Annotated in this window: 26 protein-coding genes; 16 read left to right on the forward strand and 10 right to left on the reverse strand. The window is 31.8% G+C overall.

Features of this window, described 5'->3' with window-relative positions; all coding sequences use genetic code 11:
* Window positions 1-181: 181 nt before the first annotated feature.
* The 3 genes from nagA to AN960_RS17800 are packed head-to-tail and all read left to right on the forward strand — an operon-like array spanning window position 182 to window position 2,762.
* A complete protein-coding gene (gene nagA, locus AN960_RS17790; RefSeq protein WP_056474160.1) occupies window positions 182-1,318 on the forward strand; it encodes an N-acetylglucosamine-6-phosphate deacetylase in 1,137 nt (378 codons plus the stop codon).
* A complete protein-coding gene (nagB, locus tag AN960_RS17795) occupies window positions 1,315-2,025 on the forward strand; it encodes a glucosamine-6-phosphate deaminase (RefSeq protein WP_056474162.1) in 711 nt (236 codons plus the stop codon). Before nagA ends, nagB begins: the two co-directional genes overlap by 4 nt.
* Window positions 2,025-2,762: a GntR family transcriptional regulator gene (locus tag AN960_RS17800; RefSeq protein ID WP_056474164.1), complete on the forward strand. Its 738-nt coding sequence runs from the start codon at window positions 2,025-2,027 to the stop codon at window positions 2,760-2,762. The genes nagB and AN960_RS17800 overlap by 1 nt, the downstream gene beginning before the upstream one ends.
* Window positions 2,763-2,828: 66 nt before the next feature.
* Here the strand turns inward: AN960_RS17800 and AN960_RS17805 are convergent, their stop codons facing one another.
* Window positions 2,829-3,611: a Cof-type HAD-IIB family hydrolase gene (locus tag AN960_RS17805; RefSeq protein WP_056474167.1), complete on the reverse strand. Its 783-nt coding sequence runs from the start codon at window positions 3,609-3,611 to the stop codon at window positions 2,829-2,831.
* A gap of 180 nt (window positions 3,612-3,791) precedes the next feature.
* Here AN960_RS17805 and glcT point away from each other — a divergent pair, with 180 nt between their 5' ends.
* The 5 genes from glcT to AN960_RS17830 all read left to right on the forward strand — a co-directional run bounded on the left by glcT (window position 3,792) and on the right by AN960_RS17830 (window position 9,570).
* Window positions 3,792-4,643, forward strand: a complete 852-nt coding sequence (glcT, locus tag AN960_RS17810) for a glucose PTS transporter transcription antiterminator GlcT (RefSeq protein WP_056474272.1) — start codon at window positions 3,792-3,794, stop codon at window positions 4,641-4,643.
* 288 nt (window positions 4,644-4,931) lie between these two features.
* Window positions 4,932-6,983 (forward strand): glucose-specific PTS transporter subunit IIBC, encoded by a 2,052-nt coding sequence (gene ptsG, locus AN960_RS17815; RefSeq protein WP_056474170.1) that lies wholly within the window; start codon window positions 4,932-4,934, stop codon window positions 6,981-6,983.
* A gap of 142 nt (window positions 6,984-7,125) precedes the next feature.
* The gene (locus tag AN960_RS17820; protein ID WP_056474173.1) at window positions 7,126-7,389 is read left to right on the forward strand and encodes a phosphocarrier protein HPr; all 264 of its coding nucleotides are present in this window, start codon (window positions 7,126-7,128) and stop codon (window positions 7,387-7,389) included.
* Window positions 7,389-9,098 (forward strand): phosphoenolpyruvate--protein phosphotransferase, encoded by a 1,710-nt coding sequence (gene ptsP / locus AN960_RS17825; protein ID WP_056474176.1) that lies wholly within the window; start codon window positions 7,389-7,391, stop codon window positions 9,096-9,098. The genes AN960_RS17820 and ptsP overlap by 1 nt, the downstream gene beginning before the upstream one ends.
* A 172-nt stretch (window positions 9,099-9,270) precedes the next feature.
* Window positions 9,271-9,570: an ArsR/SmtB family transcription factor gene (locus AN960_RS17830; protein WP_056474180.1), complete on the forward strand. Its 300-nt coding sequence runs from the start codon at window positions 9,271-9,273 to the stop codon at window positions 9,568-9,570.
* Window positions 9,571-9,635: 65 nt separating this feature from the next.
* On the opposite strand, the gene AN960_RS17835 is transcribed toward AN960_RS17830, so the two are convergent.
* Window positions 9,636-10,250: a nitroreductase family protein gene (locus AN960_RS17835; protein ID WP_056474182.1), complete on the reverse strand. Its 615-nt coding sequence runs from the start codon at window positions 10,248-10,250 to the stop codon at window positions 9,636-9,638.
* Between the two features lie 230 nt (window positions 10,251-10,480).
* Here AN960_RS17835 and AN960_RS17840 point away from each other — a divergent pair, with 230 nt between their 5' ends.
* Both AN960_RS17840 and AN960_RS17845 read left to right on the forward strand, forming a co-directional pair.
* Entirely contained in the window at window positions 10,481-11,371 is an 891-nt protein-coding gene (locus tag AN960_RS17840) for an NAD(P)-dependent oxidoreductase (protein WP_156339721.1), read from the forward strand.
* A 22-nt stretch (window positions 11,372-11,393) separates the two neighbouring features.
* The gene (locus AN960_RS17845; RefSeq protein ID WP_056474190.1) at window positions 11,394-11,843 is read left to right on the forward strand and encodes an RDD family protein; all 450 of its coding nucleotides are present in this window, start codon (window positions 11,394-11,396) and stop codon (window positions 11,841-11,843) included.
* Between the two features lie 59 nt (window positions 11,844-11,902).
* On the opposite strand, the gene AN960_RS17850 is transcribed toward AN960_RS17845, so the two are convergent.
* Window positions 11,903-13,063, reverse strand: a complete 1,161-nt coding sequence (locus AN960_RS17850; protein WP_056474192.1) for an aminotransferase A — start codon at window positions 13,061-13,063, stop codon at window positions 11,903-11,905.
* A 146-nt stretch (window positions 13,064-13,209) separates the two neighbouring features.
* Here AN960_RS17850 and corA point away from each other — a divergent pair, with 146 nt between their 5' ends.
* Together corA and AN960_RS17860 are read left to right on the forward strand one after the other, a co-directional pair.
* On the forward strand, window positions 13,210-14,154 hold the full coding sequence (gene corA / locus AN960_RS17855; RefSeq protein ID WP_056474196.1) for a magnesium/cobalt transporter CorA: 945 nt from the start codon (window positions 13,210-13,212) through the stop codon (window positions 14,152-14,154).
* A gap of 164 nt (window positions 14,155-14,318) precedes the next feature.
* Complete coding sequence (locus tag AN960_RS17860) at window positions 14,319-15,635, forward strand: ATP-binding protein (protein WP_056474200.1); 1,317 nt, start codon at window positions 14,319-14,321, stop codon at window positions 15,633-15,635.
* A gap of 96 nt (window positions 15,636-15,731) precedes the next feature.
* Here AN960_RS17860 and AN960_RS17865 read toward each other — a convergent pair whose 3' ends face one another.
* The 5 genes from AN960_RS17865 to AN960_RS17885 all read right to left on the reverse strand — a co-directional run bounded on the left by AN960_RS17865 (window position 15,732) and on the right by AN960_RS17885 (window position 19,821).
* Window positions 15,732-17,036 (reverse strand): DUF3967 domain-containing protein, encoded by a 1,305-nt coding sequence (locus AN960_RS17865; protein WP_056474203.1) that lies wholly within the window; start codon window positions 17,034-17,036, stop codon window positions 15,732-15,734.
* Between the two features lie 281 nt (window positions 17,037-17,317).
* On the reverse strand, window positions 17,318-17,581 hold the full coding sequence (locus tag AN960_RS17870) for a phage holin (protein WP_056474275.1): 264 nt from the start codon (window positions 17,579-17,581) through the stop codon (window positions 17,318-17,320).
* A 197-nt stretch (window positions 17,582-17,778) separates the two neighbouring features.
* A complete protein-coding gene (locus AN960_RS17875) occupies window positions 17,779-18,318 on the reverse strand; it encodes a YkyB family protein (RefSeq protein ID WP_082459565.1) in 540 nt (179 codons plus the stop codon).
* Between the two features lie 144 nt (window positions 18,319-18,462).
* On the reverse strand, window positions 18,463-18,855 hold the full coding sequence (locus AN960_RS17880) for a hypothetical protein (protein ID WP_056474206.1): 393 nt from the start codon (window positions 18,853-18,855) through the stop codon (window positions 18,463-18,465).
* A gap of 132 nt (window positions 18,856-18,987) precedes the next feature.
* Window positions 18,988-19,821: a metallophosphoesterase gene (locus AN960_RS17885; RefSeq protein ID WP_056474209.1), complete on the reverse strand. Its 834-nt coding sequence runs from the start codon at window positions 19,819-19,821 to the stop codon at window positions 18,988-18,990.
* A 122-nt stretch (window positions 19,822-19,943) separates the two neighbouring features.
* Between AN960_RS17885 and fadH the strand changes: the two genes are divergently transcribed.
* Entirely contained in the window at window positions 19,944-20,708 is a 765-nt protein-coding gene (fadH, locus tag AN960_RS17890) for a 2,4-dienoyl-CoA reductase (protein ID WP_056474213.1), read from the forward strand.
* A 13-nt stretch (window positions 20,709-20,721) separates the two neighbouring features.
* On the forward strand, window positions 20,722-21,936 hold the full coding sequence (locus AN960_RS17895) for an EAL domain-containing protein (RefSeq protein ID WP_056474216.1): 1,215 nt from the start codon (window positions 20,722-20,724) through the stop codon (window positions 21,934-21,936).
* Window positions 21,937-22,004: 68 nt separating this feature from the next.
* On the opposite strand, the gene AN960_RS17900 is transcribed toward AN960_RS17895, so the two are convergent.
* Both AN960_RS17900 and AN960_RS17905 read right to left on the reverse strand, forming a co-directional pair.
* Window positions 22,005-22,736 (reverse strand): class I SAM-dependent methyltransferase, encoded by a 732-nt coding sequence (locus AN960_RS17900; protein WP_056474217.1) that lies wholly within the window; start codon window positions 22,734-22,736, stop codon window positions 22,005-22,007.
* Window positions 22,737-23,253: 517 nt separating this feature from the next.
* Window positions 23,254-23,487, reverse strand: a complete 234-nt coding sequence (locus AN960_RS17905) for a glutaredoxin domain-containing protein (protein WP_056474220.1) — start codon at window positions 23,485-23,487, stop codon at window positions 23,254-23,256.
* A gap of 250 nt (window positions 23,488-23,737) precedes the next feature.
* On the opposite strand from AN960_RS17905, the gene AN960_RS17910 reads away from it, so the two are divergent.
* Both AN960_RS17910 and AN960_RS17915 read left to right on the forward strand, forming a co-directional pair.
* Window positions 23,738-23,974: a YkuJ family protein gene (locus tag AN960_RS17910; protein WP_056474223.1), complete on the forward strand. Its 237-nt coding sequence runs from the start codon at window positions 23,738-23,740 to the stop codon at window positions 23,972-23,974.
* 135 nt (window positions 23,975-24,109) lie between these two features.
* A complete protein-coding gene (locus AN960_RS17915) occupies window positions 24,110-24,610 on the forward strand; it encodes a GNAT family N-acetyltransferase (RefSeq protein WP_056474226.1) in 501 nt (166 codons plus the stop codon).
* Window positions 24,611-24,739: the final 129 nt, after the last annotated feature.

Here is a 24,739-nt window from a genome sequence, read left to right on the forward strand (position 1 = left end):
TATTTGTGACGTTTTTGTTAATTGCTTATAAGTAGTATAGACAACTAGGAGTATATATCATAAAATAGTTATGAAGAAATCAAGGTACTTATAAATGAATGTGAATGATGATTAAGTAAACACTACTTTCTATATTGGAGTATTGGCGAAGACTTCTTAAGCAAAGGAAAGAGGAGAGTAAATGAAATCAATTATTAATGTAAAAATTTACACAGGTACAGAAGTAATTGAAACTGGTTATATTCGATACGATGAAAAAATTTCTTCTGTTGGGCATATGAATAGTTACGAAAATGAAGGTGAAGAAATAATTGATGGAAAAGGAACAGTTATTATTCCTGGAATGATTGATATCCATATACATGGAGCATATGATGTCGATGCAATGGATGCTGATCCAAATTCAATGGTAACTATGAGTAAAGAAATGATGAAGGAAGGGGTAACAACTTTCTTCCCAACTACAATGACACAATCCAAAGAAAATATTAAAAATGCTTTAAAATCTTTAAAAGAGGCTAAAAAGCTCGGTGCTCATTTTGAATATATTCATTTAGAAGGACCGTTTGTTAATAAAAATAAAGCTGGTGCACAACCATTAGAATACATTATTAACCCTGAGGTTGAACTATTTAAAGAATGGCAAGAAGCTTCTGGAGGACTAATCAAATTAGTTACTTATGCGCCAGAGGTTGAAGGTGCAAAAGAATTAGAAAAAGAGCTAGAGCGGACTAATGTAGTTGGTACAGTAGGTCACTCTGATGCGATCAGATCAGATTTTGAAGGTAGAAATATTTTCCACGCTACACATTTGTATAACCAAATGAGACCAATGCATCATCGTGAAGCAGGAACAGTTGGACATGTATTACTTGATGACCGAGTAATGGTCGAAATGATACCTGATGGAATTCATATTCATCCTGATATGGTAAAACTTGCTTATCGCCTAAAAGGTGCTAAAAAAATAAGTGTTATTACTGATGCGATGAGAGCAAAAGGGTTAGAGGACGGCAAATATGAATTAGGTGGACAACCTGTATTTGTAAAAAATAAAAGTGCAAGATTAGAAGACGGAACGCTTGCAGGTAGTATTTTAAAAATGGATGATGCATTCAGAAACATTATGGCATTTACTGGCTGTAGTCCTGAAGAAGCAGTACAAATGACATCAATAAACCAAGCTGAAGAATTTGGTCTTAAACATAAAGGCGCATTAGAAGCAGGTAAAGACGCTGATTTTGTGCAAATGACTCCTGATTTCTTCGTTATTGATACAACTAGACAAGGTAAAAATATAGATGAGGTGACTTTATGAACGTAATCGTAGTAAAAAATGCAGAAGAAATTTCAAAAGTAGCATATGAAAAAATGGTAAAGGCATTTGAAGGGAAAGCAGAATTCACATTAGGATTAGCGACAGGTGGATCTCCCCTAGGTATTTATGAACTTTTCCGTATCCATAAACCAGATGTGTCAAACGTCATTACGGTAAATCTTGATGAATATGTAGGTCTTGCAGAAGATGATCAAACAAGCTACCACACTTATATGGCAGAACAACTTTTTAACCACTTAAATTTTAAAGAAAACCATTTACCAAATGGAAATACAAAAGATTTAGAAGAAGCTTGTAAAAATTATGAAGAATTACTACAAAAGCATCCTGTAGATTTACAATTATTAGGAATAGGTGAGAATGGTCATATTGCTTTTAATGAGCCAGGTACACCATTTGATACACCTACTCATATTGTAGAGCTTACAGAATCAACTCGTAACGCAAATAAAATTTATTTTGAGAACGAAGAAGATGTCCCTACACATGCAGTAACTATGGGAATTGGTTCAATTATGAGAGCTAAAGAAATCATTTTAGTAGCTTCAGGCAGCAAAAAGGCTGAAGCAGTTAAAGAAATGTTAAATGGAAAATTAGATATTAACTGTCCTGCTACTGCACTACAAAACCACAATAACGTAACAATTGTTGTTGATGAAGAAGCATACTCACTTTGTAATAAATAATGTTAAAACTAGATAAAAATTCACCGTTACCGATTTATTTTCAAATACAAGAGATTTTAAAGCTAAAAATTAACTCAGGAGAATGGAAACCTGGTGAGCGAATTCCCTCTGAGCAAACATTGAGTGAGATGTTAAATGTAAGCAGAATGACAATAAGACAAGCATTAAACAATCTTGTAAAAGAATCATTAATAAGTCGGAAACGTGGAATTGGTACATTTGTATCTGTAAAAGATGGAATTGAAGTTGAAGAATCACTAAAATCATTAAGGAGTTTTTCTGAGGATATTACATCTATAGGATTGACCCCTACTAATAAACTACTTGGCTTTTCAACGATCGAAGCTGATGAATATTTAGCGGAAGTATTATCAATTGAAAGTGGATCTGAAATTTTTAAAATTGAAAGATGTCGTTTAGCAAATGATCATCCCATTGCAATCGAAACAACTTATCTACCAAAAAAATTAGTAAATCGAATTGATGAAAAAGCATTGAATCATTCTTTATATGAATATTTTGAAGTTACATTAGGTTATTCAATTCAAAAAGCTACAAAATGGATTAAAGCATCTTTAATGACAGAAAAAGATTCATTAATTCTTGAAGTAGCGGAGGATTCTCCTGCATTAGAACTACATCAAGTAACGTTTATTAATGAGGGTATACCACTTGAATATGTAAGCTGTATTTACCGAGCTGATCGCTATCGTTTTACAATTGATATTGACCGTTAAAAAGGGTGCTTATTTAAGCACTCTTTTTTCAAAGAAAAAGGGTGCCTAAATTAGCACCCATTCATTTTATTTAATTTGTAAAACAATTTTAACTGCTTCGGCTACAGAAGGTACGATATACGAAGCATATTTCTTAACTGCATCGTCAGCATTTTCCATTGCAAAGCTATTAGGAGTTAGTTCAAACATTGAGATATCGTTGTATGCATCACCGATACAAGCAATTTCATCCGGTTTAATTCCTAATTTTTCGATTAGTATTTGAATTGCTGAACCTTTACTTACGTTAACTGGAACGATATCTAAACAATTTTTAGCAGAAATAAAGGAAGTTACAAATTCAGGTAGTTCTTTTTGTAATTCTTTTTGTAGCTCAAGTAAGTCTTCATCTTCACCTAAAACTACATATTTTTTTGGTGTAATCGTTTTACCTAAATCGGTTTTTAGTGTTTTTAATTCAACTGCATTCATGCTAGAGTTCTTTTCAATTTCTCTAACTAAATCGGTTTTCTCTTCGATATAGTATGTTGAATGATCAGCTACGTAGATTAAAAATTTATCGTTTGATATCATTTCGTAAACTTGATCGATTACACTTGGATGGAATGTTGCATCTAACAGTGCTTCGCCATCATTTGAATAAATATAAGTTCCATTCATACTAATACGGTGAAAATTACCTTCTAAGTTTTCCATAATTTTTACGATTTCATAATCTAAACGACCGGAAGCAAAGCATAATAAAACACCGCGATCTAAAAGGTTTTTTAATGCTTCAACATCATGTTCAAATAGTTGACCTTGGTGAAACATTGTCCCATCTAGGTCACTAACAAATAACTTAATCATTTTTCTTAACACCTACTCAATTTATATTTATACTTTTATATTCTATCCTACTATAATAGATTATCAAAAAAATATGATTAATTTATGAAACTTAAACCGTGTTTTAACTTTTTCAGAAAAATTATGTTATGATATAAAAGCGATTTTTTAAACTTGGGGGTGATAAAAAAAATGTCAGAGATGTCAGTATGCTATACAATCAAAAAAGTTCTTAATAATAATGTTTTAATAGCTAAAAATCCCGATCATACCGAAGTAGTTTTGTTGGGTAAGGGCATCGGTTTTAATAAAACTAGAGGAGATTTAATTTCCGAAGGTGTAGTAGAAAAAATGTTCATCTTAAAAGATGAACAAAAACAAAAACAATATAAATCATTAATCAACTTTATGGATGAAAAATTAATGGGTACGCTGCAGCAGGCGATTTATTTAATTTCTGAAAGAACAGGATGTACTTTAAATGAGCAAATTCATATCGGGTTAACAGACCACTTAATATTTGCGATTAAGCGTATTAGAGAAGGCTATAATGTTGATAATCCTTTCTTACAAGAAACGAAAGCAATGTATCCAGAGTATTTTAAAATTGCACAAGAAGTTATTGATTTGATAAATAAAGAAATAGATATAAATTTACCGATCGAAGAAGTAGGGTTTGTAACTCTTCATATCGTTAGTAATTTATCAATGGAAGTTGTATCGGATGTAAATAAGTTCTCTCAGATCATTAAAGATTTAGTCATCTATATAGAAGAATATTTACAAATTAAAATTGATAAAGAAAGTATTCATTATTCAAGATTAGTTCGTCATTTGCGATTTTTAATTGATCGTATATTTCATGGTAATTCATCTGAAGAGTCACCAGCTTTGGGCATAATCTTAAAAAAGGAATACCCTGTATGCTATGATTTAGCATGGAAAATTTTAAAGTCAATCCAAGCTTCATTAAATAAAAAAGCAAGTGAAGCTGAAGTAATATACTTAACCTTACACTTAGAACGACTTGTTCAGAGTAAAATTAATAAATAATTTAAGAAGCCTAAATAGAAATTTGGCGCTTTTTTAACATAATAAATAAAAAAAATTAAAAAATGGGTAATTTGGCTTGAAATTTTTAAATTCTATAGATATAATGAAAGCGAAATCATATAAAAACATAATTGAATATTGTACACATTAAACGTGTTACTGATTCGATCAGGCATGAGTTGAAAAAATGTGAATTATTATACTTGGGTAGGGGAAACTATATCCAGGATACAATAATCTCATTTTTTCTGCTCATGCCTTTTTTGTTTGGATAAAAGGAGGAAGACAATGTTTAAGAAAATCTTTGGAGTGTTACAAAAAGTTGGTAAAGCGCTAATGCTTCCTGTTGCAATTTTACCAGCTGCTGGATTGTTACTTGCATTCGGTAATGCATTTCAAAATCCACAAACATTAAAGTATTTACCGTTTCTTGACGCGCACTGGTTCCAACTAGTAGCGAAAGTTATGGAACAATCTGGTGACATCATTTTTAGTAATCTGTCATTATTATTCGCAGTAGGTGTTGCCGTAGGTTTAGCAGGAGGAGAAGGTGTTGCAGGTTTAGCTGCAATCGTTGGATTCCTGATTATGAATAAAACAATGAGTGTGTTCAAAGATGTTGGACAATATGTTGTTTTAGATAAAACATTAAATATTGCCAAATTTGATGATCCATCATTTGCTTATGTATTAGGGATTCCTACACTACAAACTGGTGTATTTGGTGGTATTATAGTCGGTATTTTAGCTGCTTGGGCTTACAATAAATATTATGAAATTGATTTGCCATCATATTTAGGTTTCTTTGCAGGTAAGCGATTTGTACCGATTGCTACAGCGGCGTTTTCAGTTTTACTTGGTATTTTAATGTGCTTTATTTGGCCGCCAATTCAGCACGGTTTAAACTCATTCTCACATAATATGATTGATGCGAATTTAACATTATCCGCATTCGTATTTGGTGTCATTGAGCGTTCATTAATTCCATTTGGTTTACACCATATTTTCTATGCACCTTTCTGGTTTGAGTTTGGTTCATATACTGATAAAACAGGTATGGTTGTACACGGTGACCAAAAAATCTTCTTCGCTCAATTAAAAGATGGAGTAAAATTAACTGCCGGTACATTCATGGTAGGTAAATTCCCATTCATGATGTTTGGTCTACCTGCTGCTGCACTAGCAATGTATCATGAAGCAAAACCTGAAAATAAAAAAATCGCTGGTGGTATTTTAGCATCAGCAGCATTAACTTCATTCTTAACAGGTATTACAGAGCCAATCGAATTCTCATTCTTATTTGTTGCTCCAGTATTATTTGGAATTCACGCAATCTTTGCTGGTTTATCATTTATGATCATGCAATTACTAAATGTTAAAATTGGTATGACTTTCTCAGGTGGTCTAATCGACTACTTATTATTCGGGGTTCTACCGAATAGAACTGGCTGGTGGTGGGTAATCATCGTTGGTCTAGCATTAGCAGTGATCTACTACTTCGGTTTCCGATTTGCAATTAGAAAATGGGATTTAAAAACTCCAGGTCGTGAAGATGCAAAAGCTGAAGATACTACAAGTAATACTCCAGCTAATGAATTACCATATGAAATTTTACAAGCTTTAGGTGGAAAAAGTAATATTTCTTCATTAGATGCATGTATCACACGATTACGTGTACAAGTTAATGCAAAAGATGAAGTAAATAAAGATCGTTTAAAAGCATTAGGTGCCGCTGGAGTTCTTGAAGTTGGAAATAATATTCAAGCAATTTTTGGACCTAAATCAGATACATTAAAATCACAAATTAAAGACATTATGACTGGAAAAACACCAGTTGTTAGTCAAGATGCACATAAAGAAACAGCTTCAGCAGTAGATACTACTATTGAAGAAGCTATTATTAATCCAATTGAAGGGGAAATTATCCCAATTACAGAAGTACCAGATCAGGTATTTTCTGGAAAAATGATGGGTGATGGCTTTGCAATTATTCCTTCAGAAGGTACAGTTGTATCTCCAGTTGATGGCGAAATTGTAAATGTATTCCCAACAAAACATGCGATTGGTATCTTATCAAATGGTGGAAAAGAAATTTTAATCCATATTGGAATCGATACTGTAAAACTAAATGGTGAAGGCTTTGAAGTACTGGTATCACAAGGTGAGAAAGTAACAAAAGGTCAACAATTAGTTAAAATTGATTTACACTTTATTCGTGAAAATGCACCTTCTACAATTACACCTGTTGTATTTACAAACTTAGCTGAAGGACAACAAGTTGTAATCGAAAAACCAGGTAAGCAATCAAAAGGTGAAGTAGGCATCATTAAGATTAAATAATTCTAATTAAATAGACGAAAAATGTTTGTTTTTAAAAGGGGTAGTATAGTTGACACTATGCACCCCTTTTAATAGAATATTTATAGTAGGCCAAACGTCTATACCAAAAATGTAGATTTAATCACAAAGGAGATAAATTATTATGGAAAAGACTTTTAAAGTAACAGCTGATTCTGGAATCCACGCACGTCCAGCAACATTATTAGTAAACGTAGCAGGTAAATTTAATTCTGATATCAATCTTGAGTACAATGGTAAAACAGTTAACTTAAAATCAATCATGGGTGTAATGTCTTTAGGAATTCAACAAGGAACTGAGATCAAAATTAGTGCTAACGGTGAAGATGCAGAGCAAGCTCTAGCTGCAATCGAAGATACAATGAAAAAAGAAGGTTTAGGCGAATAATGTCTTTACATATCAAAGGTATTGCCGCTTCTAGTGGAATTGCAATTGCAAAAGCATTTCGCTTAGAAAATCCTGAATTAAACATTGTTAAAAAACAAATTTCAGATATCGATGCTGAAATTGCTAAACTTGACAATGCAATTCAAGTTTCTAACACTGAATTAGAAAAAATTCGTGATCATGCGAATGCTGAACTTGGTGAAGATAAAGCTGCAATCTTTTCTGCGCACATCTTAGTTTTAAATGATCCAGAGCTAGTTAACCCAGTTAAAGATAAAATTAAGTCTGAAAGTGTAAACGCTGATTTTGCTATGAATGAAGTTGCTTCAATGTTCGTTCAAATGTTTGAAAGCATGGATAATGAATATATGAAGGAACGTGCTGCAGATATCCGCGATGTTACGAAACGTGTAATGGCGCATCTTTTATGTGTTACCATTTCTAACCCTGCCAATATTACTGAAGAAGTAATCATTATTGCAGAAGATTTAACACCATCTGATACAGCGCAATTAAACCGTAAATATGCTTTAGGTTTTACAACTGATATTGGTGGTCGTACATCTCACTCAGCGATCATGGCTCGTTCTCTTGAAATACCTGCTGTTGTAGGGACAAAAGAAGTAACAAGTAAAATCGAAAATGGCGTAATGGTCATTGTAGATGGATTAGATGGTCATGTAATAGTAGATCCTTCTAATGAAGAATTAGAAGAGTATAAAGCTAAAAAAGAAAAATTCGAGCTTCAAAAAGTTGAATGGGCTAAGCTGAAAAATGAGCCAACTGTTACAAAAGATGGACATCATGTTGAGTTAGTAGCTAATATTGGTACACCAAATGATGTAGAAGGCGTTATCAATAATGGTGGTGAAGGTGTTGGCCTTTACCGTACTGAGTTCCTATATATGGGACGCGATAACTTCCCATCAGAAGAAGAGCAGTTTGAATCTTATAAATCAGTTCTTGAAAGTATGGGTGACAAACCGGTAGTAGTAAGAACACTAGATATCGGTGGAGATAAAGAATTATCTTATTTACACTTACCAAAAGAAATGAACCCATTCTTAGGATACAGAGCGATTCGTTTATGTTTAGATCAGAAGGACATATTCCGTACTCAATTACGCGCATTACTTCGTGCTAGTGTTTATGGTAATTTAAAAATTATGTTCCCGATGATTGCAACTTTAGATGAATTTAGAGCTGCAAAGGCTGTTTTATTAGAAGAAAAAGAACAGTTAATAAAAGAAAATGTTCAAGTCTCAGACAATATTGAAATTGGTATGATGGTTGAAATCCCTGCTTCTGCTGTTCTAGCAGATGTATTTGCTAAGGAAGTTGATTTCTTTAGTATTGGGACAAACGATTTAATCCAATATACAATGGCTGCAGACCGTATGAATGAACAGGTTGCATATTTATATCAACCATATAACCCATCTATTTTAAGATTAGTTAAAATGGTAATCGATGCTGCAAATAAAGAAGGTAAATGGGCTGGAATGTGTGGAGAGATGGCTGGAGATGCATTAGCTATTCCTTTACTTGTTGGATTAGGCTTACATGAATTCTCTATGAGTGCTACTTCAATCCTACCTGCTCGTAGTCAAATGGCTAAACTTTCTAAAGCTGAGATGGAATTATTAGCTGAAAAAGCTTTATCTATGTCTACAGCTGAAGAAGTTGTTAATTTAGTAAATAGCATCTAAAATAAAACAACAGGGAAACCTGTTGTTTTATTTTTAGGATTTATATATATATTCAGTAACAAACCGAATCGAAAAGTTCCTACTGTTGACAAATTCGCTTCTTTAATTTAGTGTATGTTTAAATTATTAAACGAATAAGATTATTTTTGGATAATAAAAGTAGGTGGAAGATTTGAGTAAAGAAGCAATTGAAGTATTTAGAGAATGTATTCCCTTGTTCCAAGCGTTAAGCGATCCTTATAGACAGGATATCATTTTAATGTTATCAGAAGGTGCAGCGCTAACTGTTAATGAAATTACAGAAAAAACTTCATTATCTAGACCTGCTATATCACATCATTTAAAGATATTGCGTGATAATCAATTAGTTCAAATTGAGCAAAAAGGCACTCATAGATATTATTCATTAGCAATTGATTCTTCTCTAGAATTACTTAAGAAATTAATCATAACTGTTGAACAACATTGTTAATGAATCGTAATGACATAAAAGGGACTCCGACTATTGTCAGAATCCCTTTTACTTTTCATGTACTATTAAATCCAAATAGACATTTCTTTTGCAGAAAAACGTTTAGTAGGATGTCCAGGTACTTTTTCTTTACCAATGGCAACCAACATCGTTGGAATATAGCGATCATCAGTTAAGAAAGTTTCTTTAAATGCTTGTTCGTTAAATCCACCGATTGCACAAGTGTTCCAACCTTTCGCAGATGCAGCCATTATTAATTGCATACCAGCAAGAGAAGAATTCAAAATACCTTGTTCGCGATTACGTTGCTCTGTTGCATAAGCATTTTCAACATTGGCTTTTAATTTGTCTTTTGCTTCTTGTTTCATAAAACCAGCTTCCACTGCAGGTCCGAAAACTAAGTCAACATTTTTTGCTGATTGTGTATCGGCTAATACAGCAATTACACATGAAGCATCTTTAATCTGACCTTGGTTATATGCAACAGGTAATAATTTACCTTGTGCGTTTTCACCATGGAATACAACGAATTTCCAATGTTGTAAATTCCAAGCAGATGGTGCAGTCATTGCAGCATCAAGAAGCTCAGTAATTTCACTGCTACTGATTTCAGTAGAAGAGTCGAATACTCGAGTAGAGTTTCGTTCTTTAATCATTTCAAAAAATTGTTCATTTTTCATATGAAATACCTCCAAATATTAGGTGCATTAGTTACATTTTTATGTACTTATTTAATATAGATAGTTCCATTATTAGAGTCAACAAATTAGTGTTGAAATAACCTAAATTTAATTTGAATAAGGTTTAGTTTACTTATTTTTTTATAAGAATAGCTCATGCTTTTTTATTAATAATTTTTATGGTAATTTTATTTGTGGATATTAAATGAGGAGTGTGTAAAATGGAAGCAATTAATTTAAAAGATTTACAAGTTGGATTTATCGGAATTGGCGTTATGGGTAAAAGTATGGCAAAGCATTTAATCAATGCAGGTGCAAAATTACATATTTATAACCGTACAAAAGAAAAAGCAAATGAATTAATTGATTTAGGTGCTACTTGGTATGATACACCTAAAGAATTAGCACCAAATTGTCAGGTTATTTGTACGATGGTCGGTTATCCAAGTGACTTAGAAGAAGTATATTTTGGCGATAATGGGATCATCCAATCGGCTTCAAAAGGGACGACTTTTATCGACTTTACAACTTCGACACCAACTTTAGCAAAAAAAATTGATGAACTAACGAAATCAGTAGGTATGTCATCATTAGATGCACCTGTGTCAGGTGGGGATTTAGGGGCAAGAGAAGCTAGATTAGCGATTATGGTTGGTGGAGAAGAAGAAACTTTTCATAAAATGTCCACATTATTTGATGTTTTAGGAAAAAATATTGCTTATCATGGAAATGCTGGTAGTGGACAACATGTAAAAATGTGTAATCAGATTGCAATAGCTTCAGGTATGTTAGGAGTTTGTGAGGCGCTTGCATATGCTTCATCAGCAGGATTAGACGGTGAAAAAGTATTAGGAAGTATTTCTACTGGTGCAGCAGGTAGTTGGTCATTATCTAATTTAGCACCTCGTGTATTAAGAGGCGATTTCGAGCCAGGATTCTATATTAAACATTTTATAAAAGATATGGGAATCGCAATTGAAGAAGCGGAAAAGATGGAATTAAATCTACCAGGACTTTTACTTGCAAAAAAATGCTACGATGAACTGTCTAAAAATGGTTTAGATGAAAAAGGAACGCAAGCACTTTATACTTTATACGATCCGTCTCACCACATTCAATAATTTAATGAATAGAGGTTAACAAGTGCAGAATTTTCAACTTGCAAAGTTTTATCAACGATTAAGTGCGTTTTTATTCGATACGTTTATTGTTTCAGTAGCCTATGGGATCATTATCGCTATTATTACAATGAATCCTGAGAAGATATTAAGTCGTTTTAATTCTACATCAGGAAATTCAACGGTCGATTTAATCGTTATTTCAATTATTATGATCATATTATTTGTAGTTGTTCCACAATTTAATAAAGGGATGACATTTGGTCAAAGATTTTTAGCTATTAAAATGATAAAAGATAACTATGAAGAAACAACAATGATCCTATTTTTCATTCGTTTTATCTTTATCGCAGCAATATCAGTTCTACTTTTAGGTGTACCATTAATAGTTAATGTCTATTTAATGTTATTTAGAAAAGACCATAAAACAATTCAAGATTTGTTATTCAAAACAAGAGTAATACAAGCTAGATAAAAAAAGCAGGGAAGGATTAAGATATCCACCCCTGCTTTTTTATTTCCGTAATTTAGCTTTTAATTTCTAAGACTAGTTACAAACTCTTCTAATCGATCACACGCAAGTTCTAGTTCCTTCATTGAATAAGCGTAAGATAGTCGAATATATGAATCTCCATATTCAGAAAAAGCTTCTCCTGGAATAACCGCCAGATTATGTTTTTCTACTAGATTTAGTGCGAATTCCATGGAAGGCATATTGAATTCTTTAATTGAAGGGAATAAATAAAATGCACCTTCTGGCTTAATACAAGGTAGCCCCATCTTTTCTAATCGATCAATCATATAATTACGTCTTATTTTATATTCCTTTGCCATTTCGATCGGAGAATCAATGCAATCAGTTAATGCTGTAATTGCTGCATATTGAGAGATTGATGTAGCGCATGATACGTTATACTGATGCACTTTTAAGATTTCCTGAGCTAAATAAGCAGGCGCATAGATAAAACCAATTCTCCAACCAGTCATAGAATGTGATTTACTAAGACCGTTTATGACAATTGTCTTTTCTCTCATTCCAGGGAAACTGGCAATAGAAGTATGAGTAGTATCATATGTCAGTTCACTATAGATTTCATCAGATAAAATGAATAGATCTTTCTGAGATAAATAGTTAGCTAAATTCTCAAGTTCCTCTTTCGTTAATGTGACACCTGTTGGGTTATTTGGATAAGGTAAAACAATACAGCGTGTTTTTTCAGTAATCTGTTCTTCTAATAATTCAGGCGTTATTTTAAAACCACTAGTAGATGTATCTACAAATACTGGTTTTGCACCACATGTTTGAATAATTGGTGCATAGCCAGGATAGATTGGTGCTGGAAGAATAACCTCACAATCATCGTTAAGAATTGTTCTAAATGTAACGTCGAGTGCTTGACTAGCTCCTACTGTAACGATTACTTCGTTCGTTGGATCATAGGATAAAGAATATTTTTTCTGTAAAAAATTAGAAGCAGAATTTCTAAGTGCAGGCAGTCCTGCATTAGGGGTATAAACTGTTTGATTTTGATTAATTGCATGAATAGCAGCTTCTTTAATAGGTGCTGGAGTTGGAAAATCAGGTTGACCCAATGTTAATGCAATGACATTGTCATATTTTTCAATTTTTTGGGCAAATTTTCTAATACCAGAGATTTGAATTTCTTTTACACTTTCGTTTATAAATCTGTTCATTTTATATCCCTCAACTTATTATTTTTATATTAAAATTAAAACTTTTTAATCGAACTATTCAATGAAATTTCCTTCATTTTACCATATAATAAAAAAAGTATTTAGTAGTGAAATAATTTGATTGACTAAAGAAGGTGAGTAAAAACTTGTTACAAGTAATCGGAATAACTAAAAATAAAGTTATCGATCGTAATATAACGATTGCAGATGCTAAATCAAATAATTACCTATGGTACTGGGTAGATATTAATGAACCGACCGAAGATGAGATTCAACTTTTATCAACTGAATTTAATTTTCATCCTTTAGCGATTGAAGATTGTTTGGAATATGTACAACGACCTAAACTTGACTACTATGAAGGATATCATTTTTTAATTTTGCACGAATTAAATAAATTAGACTTAGATGAAACGGAATTGGATATTTTTGTAAGTGATCATTATGTTATCACCTTTCATATACATAAAAGTCCGATTGTACAACTAGTTTTAGATAATATAATGTCAGATCGTCGAGCTTCGAAGAGTCCACTTCATTTAACTCATCGAATTATTGATGAGCTTGTAGATAGTTATTTTCCATTAATTTATCGTTTGGAGGATGAACTATCAGACCTAGAAATTGATCCATTAAGGAAACAAGTAGATAATGCTGTAGAAAGATTATATGATACTAAATCAGATTTATCGAAATTAAGAAGAACGATTTTACCAACGCGTGATTTATTATATCGAATCCTTAACTCGAATCGATTTAAAGATATATCTGAACATCGAATTTATTTTGAAGATATACACGATCATTTAATGAAGCTTTCGGATATGATTGAGACGAATCGAGATTTAGCTTCTGATATTCGAGAAAGCTATTTTTCATTAAGCTCAGAAAAAATGAATAATATTATGAAAACATTAACAATCATATCATCTTTCTTTTTACCACTAACGTTTATCGTAGGTTTATATGGAATGAATTTCCACTATATGCCAGAATTAACATGGAAATATGGTTACTTATTTATCTTAATTTTAATGGGATTTGTTACGATCATAATGTACATATTTTTTAAAAGAAAAGGTTGGTTTTAAGTCGTTAAGCGCTTAAGCTTGACGACTTTTCTTATATTTTAGAATACTTTGTAATAATGTGACGTTCTATGTAGAAATGTTTTTTTCGAATTTTTTGTATTAATAATTAGAAGTTTAAATAACTATGTTATAATTTGTTGAAAGAAGGGGTGGGGGACACTTTAATGCTGCAATTAAAAGATTTATTAATTCAATTTGCAATCATAATCATTCCGGTCTTTTTATACGAAATGTTCTGGCTTAGTAGATACCACAATACAAGCCCGAAACAAAATAGAATATTAGTTGGATTGCTAACTTTTTTTAATATTTTTATTTGCTTGCTTTACCCAATTCACATTAGTAAAAGCATGGCTATTACTTTTAGTATTTTATTAATCTATTCATCTATTTTATATGGTGGAAGATTGATCGGAACGATTATTATTTTAACGAAAGCAGTTTTTGTGTATTTGCTATATGGTTTAGCATCTTTGAAATCTTTTCCTTTTGAATTGATTTCGTGTATTTTACCATTTATTGTTTCACCACATTGGGTTAGTTTTTCTAAACGAAAGAAATTTGCTTTAAGTATACTAATGCCAATTTTATTTTCGTTCAGTATGGTCTGTTTGCTTTATTATGAAGCAACGGTTAATGGTATTAAAGAGTACCAATCAGATCAAACAATTTTTTCGGCGTGCATATTTTTTACTGTTTTAACAATTACAATGCTGTTTCATGTTTATTTACGAGAGTTTCTATTTGAAAATGCTGAAATTCGTGTTCAAATGCAGAAATCGGAGAAATTAAATATGGTGAGTGAACTTGCGGCGAGTGTAGCTCATGAAGTTAGAAATCCATTAACAGTTGTAAGGGGTTTCATTCAGTTGATTGAGAATCAAGAAAGTGGAACGAATAGGGAGTATATGAAACTTGTATTAGCTGAACTAGACCGAGCAGAAAATATCATTTCGGATTATTTAAACTTAGCTAGACCTCAAATTGAAGAAAAGAAAATAATCAATATGACAGAGCAATTGAATGAAGTAACAACATTAATGTCGAGTTACGCCTCACTGCAAGGTGCTTTCTTACAAGTAAATGTAAATGAGGATATGTATACTGTCGGAGATCGAGCTAAGCTTAAACAAGCAATCATTAATGTTCTAAAAAATGGCGTAGAAGCTATAAAGGACACGAAAGGTTATATTAAGATTGAAGCTAATATTGAGAAAGAAAGAGATCGAGAGTACATACGAATTGTTGTTAAAGATAATGGAGTAGGTATGTCAAAAGCACAATTGGACCGGTTAGGACAACCTTTTTATTCTTTAAAAGAAAAAGGAACAGGTCTTGGACTAATGGTTACCTTTAGTATCATTGAAGCCCATAAGGGAACGATTGAGTATTTAAGTGAAGAGGGTAAAGGTACTGAAGTTCATATTGTGTTACCAGCATACCATCAAGAACAGAGTGAAGAGATCCAAATGAAAGAATAAAGAGAAGGGAAATTGGAAATTTCCCTTCTCTTTTTAAACTAATTATCTTTAAATTTAATGTTCGTGAATAGTGATAGGTGCTAAATAATAAACAAATTATTTTGCTGACTTAGGTTTAAAAAAGAGTGATTTAATTGCATTCTTCCAGTCTCTTTCTTTTGAGGCAGCTACCATCTTTTTTGTTTCCTGTAATTCTCTAATCATCCTCATTAATTGAGCATCTCGACCAGATTCTTTTGATTTAATTTCTTCAAACATTTGCTCTAATTTTTCATCTTTTTCTTCAATTACTGTTGCTAACCCTTGAAGCTCTTCACTTTTTTCTTCAACTGAATATAATATTTTTTCTAACTTTTGATCCTTCTCCAAGTTTTGATTAATTAATGTTTGATTTTGAGTTAGAATTTGTTCATTTTGATATGCTAGATTCGTAATTTGAGACATAAATTCTTCAAACATAATTTGATTAGAATTTGTCGGTACAAAAGTAGTGACATTTTCTTTTGAAACAATAGGTTCAGTTACTGATCCATTTAACTTCGAAAGAACTACTTCATCAGGTAGTTTTTTATTTTCCTCAAGTACTTGTTCAACAGTCATTTCTTCAAAACGATATTCTTGGACTACTTCAACCTCAGTGTTTTGATCTGTTTGCTCATTTAATGCACCAGATACTGTAACTTGCTCTTCTTTTTGTAAAGATTGATCTGTTACATCTTCTTCTATTATTTCGAATTGTGATACGGACTCTTCAAACTTCTCAGTATCATGTGAAATAGATTGCTCCATTACGATTTCATCAATTGTTTCTAGTTGTGAAAGTGATTTTTCTAAATGATTTGTATCTTGTGAAGTTATTTGGCTTATCTCTGCTACTTCGATTGTTTCTTCTTGGGATACAGACACTTCTAAAGGTGTTTCTTCTTGTAGTAGTGAATGATGGATTAATTCCGAATCAATTGTTTCAATTTGGGAAACTGCTACTTCAACTATTTCATTCTTTTCTACTTCAATTAGTTCTGAGTCATACTTCATGTCAAAATTTTTATGTATGTTAATTTCTAGAGGAATATTCGGGGTGTTATTTGGATTGATTTCAGTAATTTTTTCTGTAATTTCATTCTCAATTGAAGGTGTTTCAATTACATGAGCTTCAGATTGACTTTGAACTGATTGGTTATTTAAAGCATATTCAACTGATCGTAGAAGATTTTCATTCTGTTGGTACTCTTTAATAATCATTTGAAATAATTCGAAATCGTTTTGATTATAGATTCTAGTATCTTGGTTCTTTGTAAAATGATATTCTTTCTTTTCTAATTCCTTACTAATCTCTCTTACACGAGATTTACCTATTTTTAATTTCTTTGAAATGTCTTTACTTGTAAAAATTACTGACATTTGATATCCTCCTGAAAAATGTGTGTTTTTAGAACATTCAATACAAAGTTAAAATTTTCCTACCTAATCTTCTTAAAATAATTCTACAATGTATAACAAAGTCCATATGTTTACTACAATTAAAATCAATATATGAGGAAAAATAGTGAAAAATAGAAAATATTACTTAAAAAATAGCATAAATTCGACTCAAAATTAGAGAGTGAAACAATGTTTAATCACTCTCAAACCAAATCTTTAAATTTGTAATCTAATCTATCAAAAAGTAGACATAAAGTAATCTATTGATCTGAATTTGTCTGCTTATTTGTTTTTTCTAATCCTGCTTCTTGAAGTACAGCCTTTTGAGCTTGTCCTTTTTTACCTAAATAATTATGCTTAGCACCGAAGTATAAAATAAAAAGGAATGAAATTATATTAATTACAGCATCAATTTGTTCATTATTTAAGAATTTAAACCCAAAAGAATTTAGTAACAATTGAAGTGCAAATAAGAACCCAGCAACATAACGAATAATATCTTGTAAGTTATTTTTACCGAACAGATCAATCACCCCCTGTTAATAAAGTATGCTTGCTTCATATAATAGGTGTGACAAATCTACTAAAATAATAGGGGGAAAATATGAATATCCGTACATTCAAATAAAAAAAGGGAAGGATAAAAACCATTTAATTTAAAAGGTTTTTAATCTTCCCATTTAATCTATATTAATGTTATTTTAGTAAGAATTGTTTCAACTTATCTCTCTTGCTTACCTTTATTTTTACGAATTGGTTCACTCGGAAAAGTAAATGTAGAGTTATTTAGAAATGAAGAAGCTCTTAAAAATTGCCCTGGGGTATTTTTTCGGTAGTTAGATCCGTTTTTGAAATGGTTTTCAGATTTAACGTTTTGAATACCTAAGAAATGATGAAGTATTTTTTTTGCATAACTTAATGACATGGATACCTTTGGGTTACGGTGAGTATTTTCTAATATTCCTAAATGCGGGAGAAGTTTAAAGTCTTCTTTTAACGGTGGTATATGAAAGAAAAATTCTCCACAAGCAATCAACACATCAGATTGTTGTTTACTTGACTTGGGGTTATTTGAAAAATGTAATCCAACTTTCTTAGCAATTCCTTTATCAATAAGCTTTAATATAGCTTGTCTTTTTAGTGAATATAGTTCACTTGGTTCAAGTGCTGTTTTAGCATGTTTATTTACAACAAATATTGCCTGAAAAATTTCTTCATTTGTAAAATTTAGTTTATTCAGGCTAGGTTCTTTCGATTTCATGCTTCTTGGTTACCTCCAAAAAATAATAGATATGAGTATATTATATCTTTAGTTTAAATTTTTTCAAATCAAATCTAGAGAAGTGGTTATATAATAAAAAGCTAATCGAAATAATATTCATTAATACGACTAGCTTTTTTCTATTTAGTATGGATAGGGTCCTATATTACCTGGCGAATTTAATCCGGCATTACTAGGTAAAAAAGCACCAGGATTTACAGGTGGGTAAGGTTGTTGGTATCCAGGAAACCCACCGCCGAATCCGCCACCGAATCCACCACCGAACCCACCGCCAAACCCACCACCGTACGGAGGATATGCTGGATATGGTGGGTATGGTCCGTATGGCGGATAATAAGGTGGTCTAAACGCTAGTGCACCTAACGCGAATCCGCCTGCTAATCCCGCTAACCCTCCTATTATTGGCAAAATTGGGAAAAAAGGTAGAAAGCGTTGTTCGTTATGATCATAGTAGTAGGATGGAGCATGATCTTCTCTATAATAATAATGTAAATTAGGGTGATATTGATAATTCATGTATTTAACCTCCTCTCTTGTCTTCAATATTAGTGTATGGGAGTACTAAAATAATTGAGCAAGTACCCATAAAAATAGGTAACCAACCTAGTACGGGTGAGAGCTGTGGGGAATAATAATTCTTGATCATTATTATTTTTTATTTTTGCCTGTGATTTCAATTGATACGATTTCAGGTGGAGTAAATAGGCGAATTGGTAGTTTAGTTGTCCCAATTCCATTTGAAACGACTAAATGACTATTAAATTTACTTGAAAGGGTGTAAACACCTCGGTTGTATTTCTTTGCATATGGAGGCATTATAAAGGACTTATATATAGGTAAATAAATTTGTCCGCCATGGCTATGGCCAGAGAGCTGAAGATTGATCGGATAGTTTTTCGTCATATCAGCAATGTCAGGTTCATGTGCTAGAACAATCGTATAACTATTTTTTTGAATTCGTTCTAAAATATGATTATATTGCTTGTTTCCTAGCATATAATCATCGAGACCGATAAATGATACTTTTTGTTTTTGAACGAAATAAGTTTTTTCTTCGTTTTTTAATAATATAAAATTGCTTTGGGTTAACAGCTCTTCGTATTGTTCAGTAAAATAACCCCCATGATCATGGTTACCATATATTGCAAGTTTTCCTATTTTTGGATTAAGTTCTTTTAAAAGTTGAATAACTTCATGCTTGTAAGAAAACTTTCGTATATCACTAACCAAATCTCCAGTAAATAGAATAAAATCAGGCTTCATTTGGTTTATATTATTTACAACCTTTTTAAATCGCTCTATATCTTTTTTATTATTAAAGTGAGTATCAGAGATTTGTATTAATTTAATAGTAGTATTCGAATGTAATCGATAGTCTGAAAATGTTAAATGCTTAGTTCGAATTGAAGTTGGCTCAACATAGACTGAATAATAGATTGTACAAATTAATAGTAAAAAAAATGATGTTAGTTTAATTTTCAATTGTCCCCCGACCTTTTTAAAGAAATAAATACTGCATACTATATTAAATAGTTTAATTCTTAAAAATATTCTCAAAATAACAAAATGTTGTTAAACTATAGAATACAAAGGGAGTGATACGAGTGAAGGATAAGGTTGTGATCGTTACTGGTGGCTCTAGTGGTATGGGGAAAGCAATGGCTATGCGTTTTGCAAAAGAAGGTGCAAAAGTGGTTATTGCCGGAAGAGATTTAGAAAAATTAAATAATGCAAAAGAGGAAATTGAACAATATGATGGTCAAGTATTACCAATTGTTATGGATGTACGGGATCCGGAATTAATTAAAAATATGGTAAATGAAGTTGATCAAACATTTGGAACGATAGACTTCTTAGTAAATAATGCGGCTGGCAATTTTATTTGTGCTGCAGAGGATTTGTCTGTGAACGGTTGGAACACGGTTATAAATATCGTATTAAATGGAACCTTTTATTGTAGTTCTGAAGTTGGACGGTATATGATACAACATAAAATTAAAGGAGCGATTACAAATATAATTGCTACATATGCTTGGGATGCGGGTCCTGGAGTCATTCATTCTGCATCAGCTAAAGCTGGTGTCCTCGCTATGACAAGAACATTAGCCGTTGAGTGGGGTAGAAGATATGGAATTAGAGTCAATGCGATCGCTCCTGGACCTATTGAGCGTACAGGTGGTGCGGCTAAACTATGGCTTTCTGATGAATTAGAAAACCGCACAATACAAAGTGTACCACTAGGCAGGTTAGGCACTCCAGAAGAAATAGCGGGACTTTGTGCATATTTATTTTCAAATGAGGCTGGTTATATTAATGGTTCTTGTTTTACAATGGATGGAGGACAGTCCTTACATCAATACCCATTTTAGAAGGAGGTTCAAAATGGATCCTTTAGACGTAATAAGTAACTTAGATAAAGTCGTACCATATTTTCAACCAATATATGGAGCCGATACACAAAATTGTGTAGGAGTTGAGGTTGTTGGTAGACTTAAACTTGAAAATTTACACAGCCTTGAATTCTTCTTTGCAAATGATTTGGTGCCAGATGACTACTTATTAGAGGTTGACAATCATATTTTAATTCAAGCTCTCGATGAAGTTGTACAATCTAAATTCGATGGTGGTATTTTTATTAATCGTCACCCTTCAGCACTTCTTTCAGATGACCCAGAAAATCTTCTATCGATTTTACAATCATATGAAGAAAAGGGCATACAACTAAATAAAATTGTCATTATTCTTCAACATCAACTTTTTTATGGTTTTGAGAAAGAATTAAAAAATTTAATTACATATTATCAAACATATGGTATTAAATTTGCGATTAATAGCGTAAATGAGAAGTTAATTAACTTAGAAAAACTACGGTTTTTGTCTCCAGATATCATTAAAATCGATTTTAAAATGGTTCAACAACTACATACATCATCATTTCAAGATTTATTAAATTCCGTAATTTATGTGGCAAGAAAAGTAGGGGCATCGATGTACTACGATGGAATAATCGATTCAATTCAATTAAGAAATGCATGGAAGAATGGTGGAAGATTCTATCAAGGTGCATACTTATTTGCACCACAACCATCAATTAGTCAATTAAATCATGAATGTGAGCCACTAAAGAATGATATCTTAAAATATATTCGAGGCGAAAAAAACAAATTAATTGCGCTTAGAGATATGACAAATTTAATACAACAAAAAGTCGAATCGGCAATTAATAAATTTAAATTAGGAGCGGATTTAAATTCATTTTTAATTAATATTTCAAGTGAATTAAATTCATTTTGTTTTAGGATGTATATTTGTGATGAGGACGGTTTTCAGCAATCAGCTAACTTGTTTAAAGTTAATGGCGAGCAGTGGGAGCTTCAGGAAAAGTATAAAGGTAGAAACTGGAGCTGGAGGCCATATTTTTTAGAAACCGTTTTGAAAATGCAATCAAATGATCAGGGACAATTATCAGATATGTACAGAGATATTGAAACCGGTGAAAAGATTCGAACGTTTTCTTATCCAATGAATAATGGAAGCTATTTATATATTGACTTAAGTTATGATTTTTTATTTAAACATAATGAGTTACTTTTTTAGTTCTCTTATAAGATTTAATCAGAAAATGACTGTCGTCTCAAAAATGACAGTCATTTTTTATGCTTAGTCTATTTAAAACAAGAAAAAACAAGTACGATTGGTATTCTTTGTCTTCTTAAAAACTCTTCTTTGCTTTTAAAATGTATTTGTTGTGGAGTACCTTCTTTTAATTGATCAATCCGGAATCCAGTCTTTCTTAAAAGAGTAAAATATTGTTCAATTGTGCGATGGTATTTGACTACTATTTCATTTATCCATGGTTCTTTTCTTTCGCCAGTTAGAAAGTAATCGTCTACAATCCAATTTTCGCGTCGATCTCCTGATTGTTTACTTAAAAAGGAGGCAGTAGTTAAAGGATGTTGAACACTAAATACAAAATGGCCGGTTTCTTTTAAGCTGAAGAATATTTTTTGAAATAATAGCTCAATGTTTGAAATATAGTGTAGTACAAATCTAGAAGTGACAAGTTCAAATGAATTCGTAGGAAAATGATAATCCTCGATTGAAGTATGTTGGACGGTACCTACTGTATCCTTTAAAGTAGTCAAGGCTGCTTTAATCATGTGCTCTGATCCCTCTATACCGGTATAGGTTTTAGCTCCATGTAGTAGAAGTTCATTACCAAATGATGCGTCACCACATCCTAAATCTAATATGTTTTTTCGATCAACATTCCCAATTAGTTCATTGATGATTGGTCCTTCAATCGCATTGTTAGGACTATCTTCTCTATTTTTTCGTCGAATATACTCTGAAAAAAAATCATCTTGATTGTAAACCGTAGAACCACGAAACTCCATATTAACACTCCCTAATCGTCCAAAAGTTTTTGAAAATTGAAAAGTTGACACAAATTATCTAACTTTAACATTAAATTTTATTTAGATAAAGGGAGAAATTACCCAGAAAAAATTTTGTTTTGGAACATAGAGGTTTAGTTAATTTTATCAAAAATCGACGAATTCATATATAAAACCTAATTTTAATTAAAAGTAGTGTTTTTCTATGTCAACTAATGTAAAAAAGATAAGAACGATTCGTGTGGTAAATTTCAATATAGAAATGATACGATTAGTAAAAGTTCAGCCCGAGGAGGATTTTATTTGAGAGGACTTATTTCGAAAGTTCTTTTTACATCGTCCGTCTTGTTTTTCGTTTTTCATTTTATTGGAGTTGGGTAATGAGAAACTATATCTGGACAAGTCCTTGAAACGATCTTAAAAACAAATGAAGTATAGAACTATAAAAAACACCTAAATGAATGTAACAGTTCATTTAGGTGTTTTTAATTTGAAAAGGAAACGAATAGATAATGGATTAACGTTTTTGTAATGCAGCTTCAATTTGCTCCATCTGAACGCCTCTAATTACCTCATCATCAATTATTAAAGTAGGTGTTGAGAATGAATCTAACTCAAACATCATTCTTTTTTTAGCACTTTCATCTTTTGAAACGTTATATTCAATATAAGAAACATTCATTTCTTTTAAATAATTTTTCAAAAATTCACAAGGAGGGCATCCATCTTGTGTGAATAATTCGATCTTCATAAACCGACATCCTTTTTTATTTTTTCTTAAAGCAATTGTATAAAACTATTATGACATAGAAAAATATAGTATATAAAGAAATTTGTTTATAGTTGAAACGACTATTTTTCTTGAATTTATCTTGAAATACAAGTATTCTTATTAATGGACACTTACATAGCTGAAATCTATCAGAAGTTTTTTGGATAGAAATTGTAAGAAAGTAAAACCTATATTTAGGGAATGACACATGGTAGAAAGGAGTTCTAATATGTCTTTATTATTAGGAATTTTAGAACGCTTAGAAAGTTTAAAACAACAAGCTACGAACGGTGAGGTTGCTCAAAGATATTTTGAAGTTAACGGTGAAAGAAAGTGTAGCGTAAAGTATTCTGAGAAAAATGAAACATTTGAATTAGAAGTATTTCAACAAGGTGAAAAACCACAAACGTTCCCATTCGATAATATCGATATGGTAGCAATTGAAATATACGAAATTATTTCATAAGAAAAGAAAAAACAAGCATAGCTTGTTTTTTCTTTTTTTTTGCCTTTTTTAAAGATTACCCCCTGAAAACTTAGTAAAATATGTATGAGAATAAACATTCGGGGATTACTTGGTAATAAAAGGAGAGTTGAAACTATGGAATTCAATTTAAAAAAATTATCAACTAATGATGGCCAAGAAATTTACGCGATGCTTCAAGAAATTCCTTATAATGAAAATGGGTTCTTAAATGATATGAATGGAGCAACTTTAGAGGAATTTCAGGCGTGGCTGATTAAACGTGATAACGAATCGAAGGGGATTGGAATTGGGGAAGGTAGAGTTCCTCAAGATATTTATTGGCTTTTTGCAAATGGATTTCCAGTAGGTTACGGTAAGATCCGTCACAGATTAACAAAAAAGTTGTTAGATGATGGAGGACATATTGGATATTCAATTCTTCCTTCTGAACGAGGAAAAGACTATGGCAAACTTCAATTAAAGTTATTGCTTGAAAGAGCTAAAGAAATGGGAATTGATAAAGTTTTACTAACGATACATATCAACAATATAAACTCATTAAAGGTTGCAATGAAAAACGGTGGAATTATTGAAAAACAAGACGAAAACAAATGCTGGGTTTGGATAGAGTGTTAGAAATAATCTTGAAATGGTTTTACCGAATCAAAATGTAAAAGACCGTTCAATTTGGTATTATCCCCTTATAGTAGACACGTGAAAAAGCCTATCTGATAAAATGGATAGGCAGTCTACTATTGGGGGATT

Origin of the sequence: Bacillus sp. FJAT-25509 (genome assembly GCF_001420605.1) — a bacterium.
In the GTDB taxonomy this organism is placed as follows: domain Bacteria; phylum Bacillota; class Bacilli; order Bacillales; family Bacillaceae_G; genus Gottfriedia.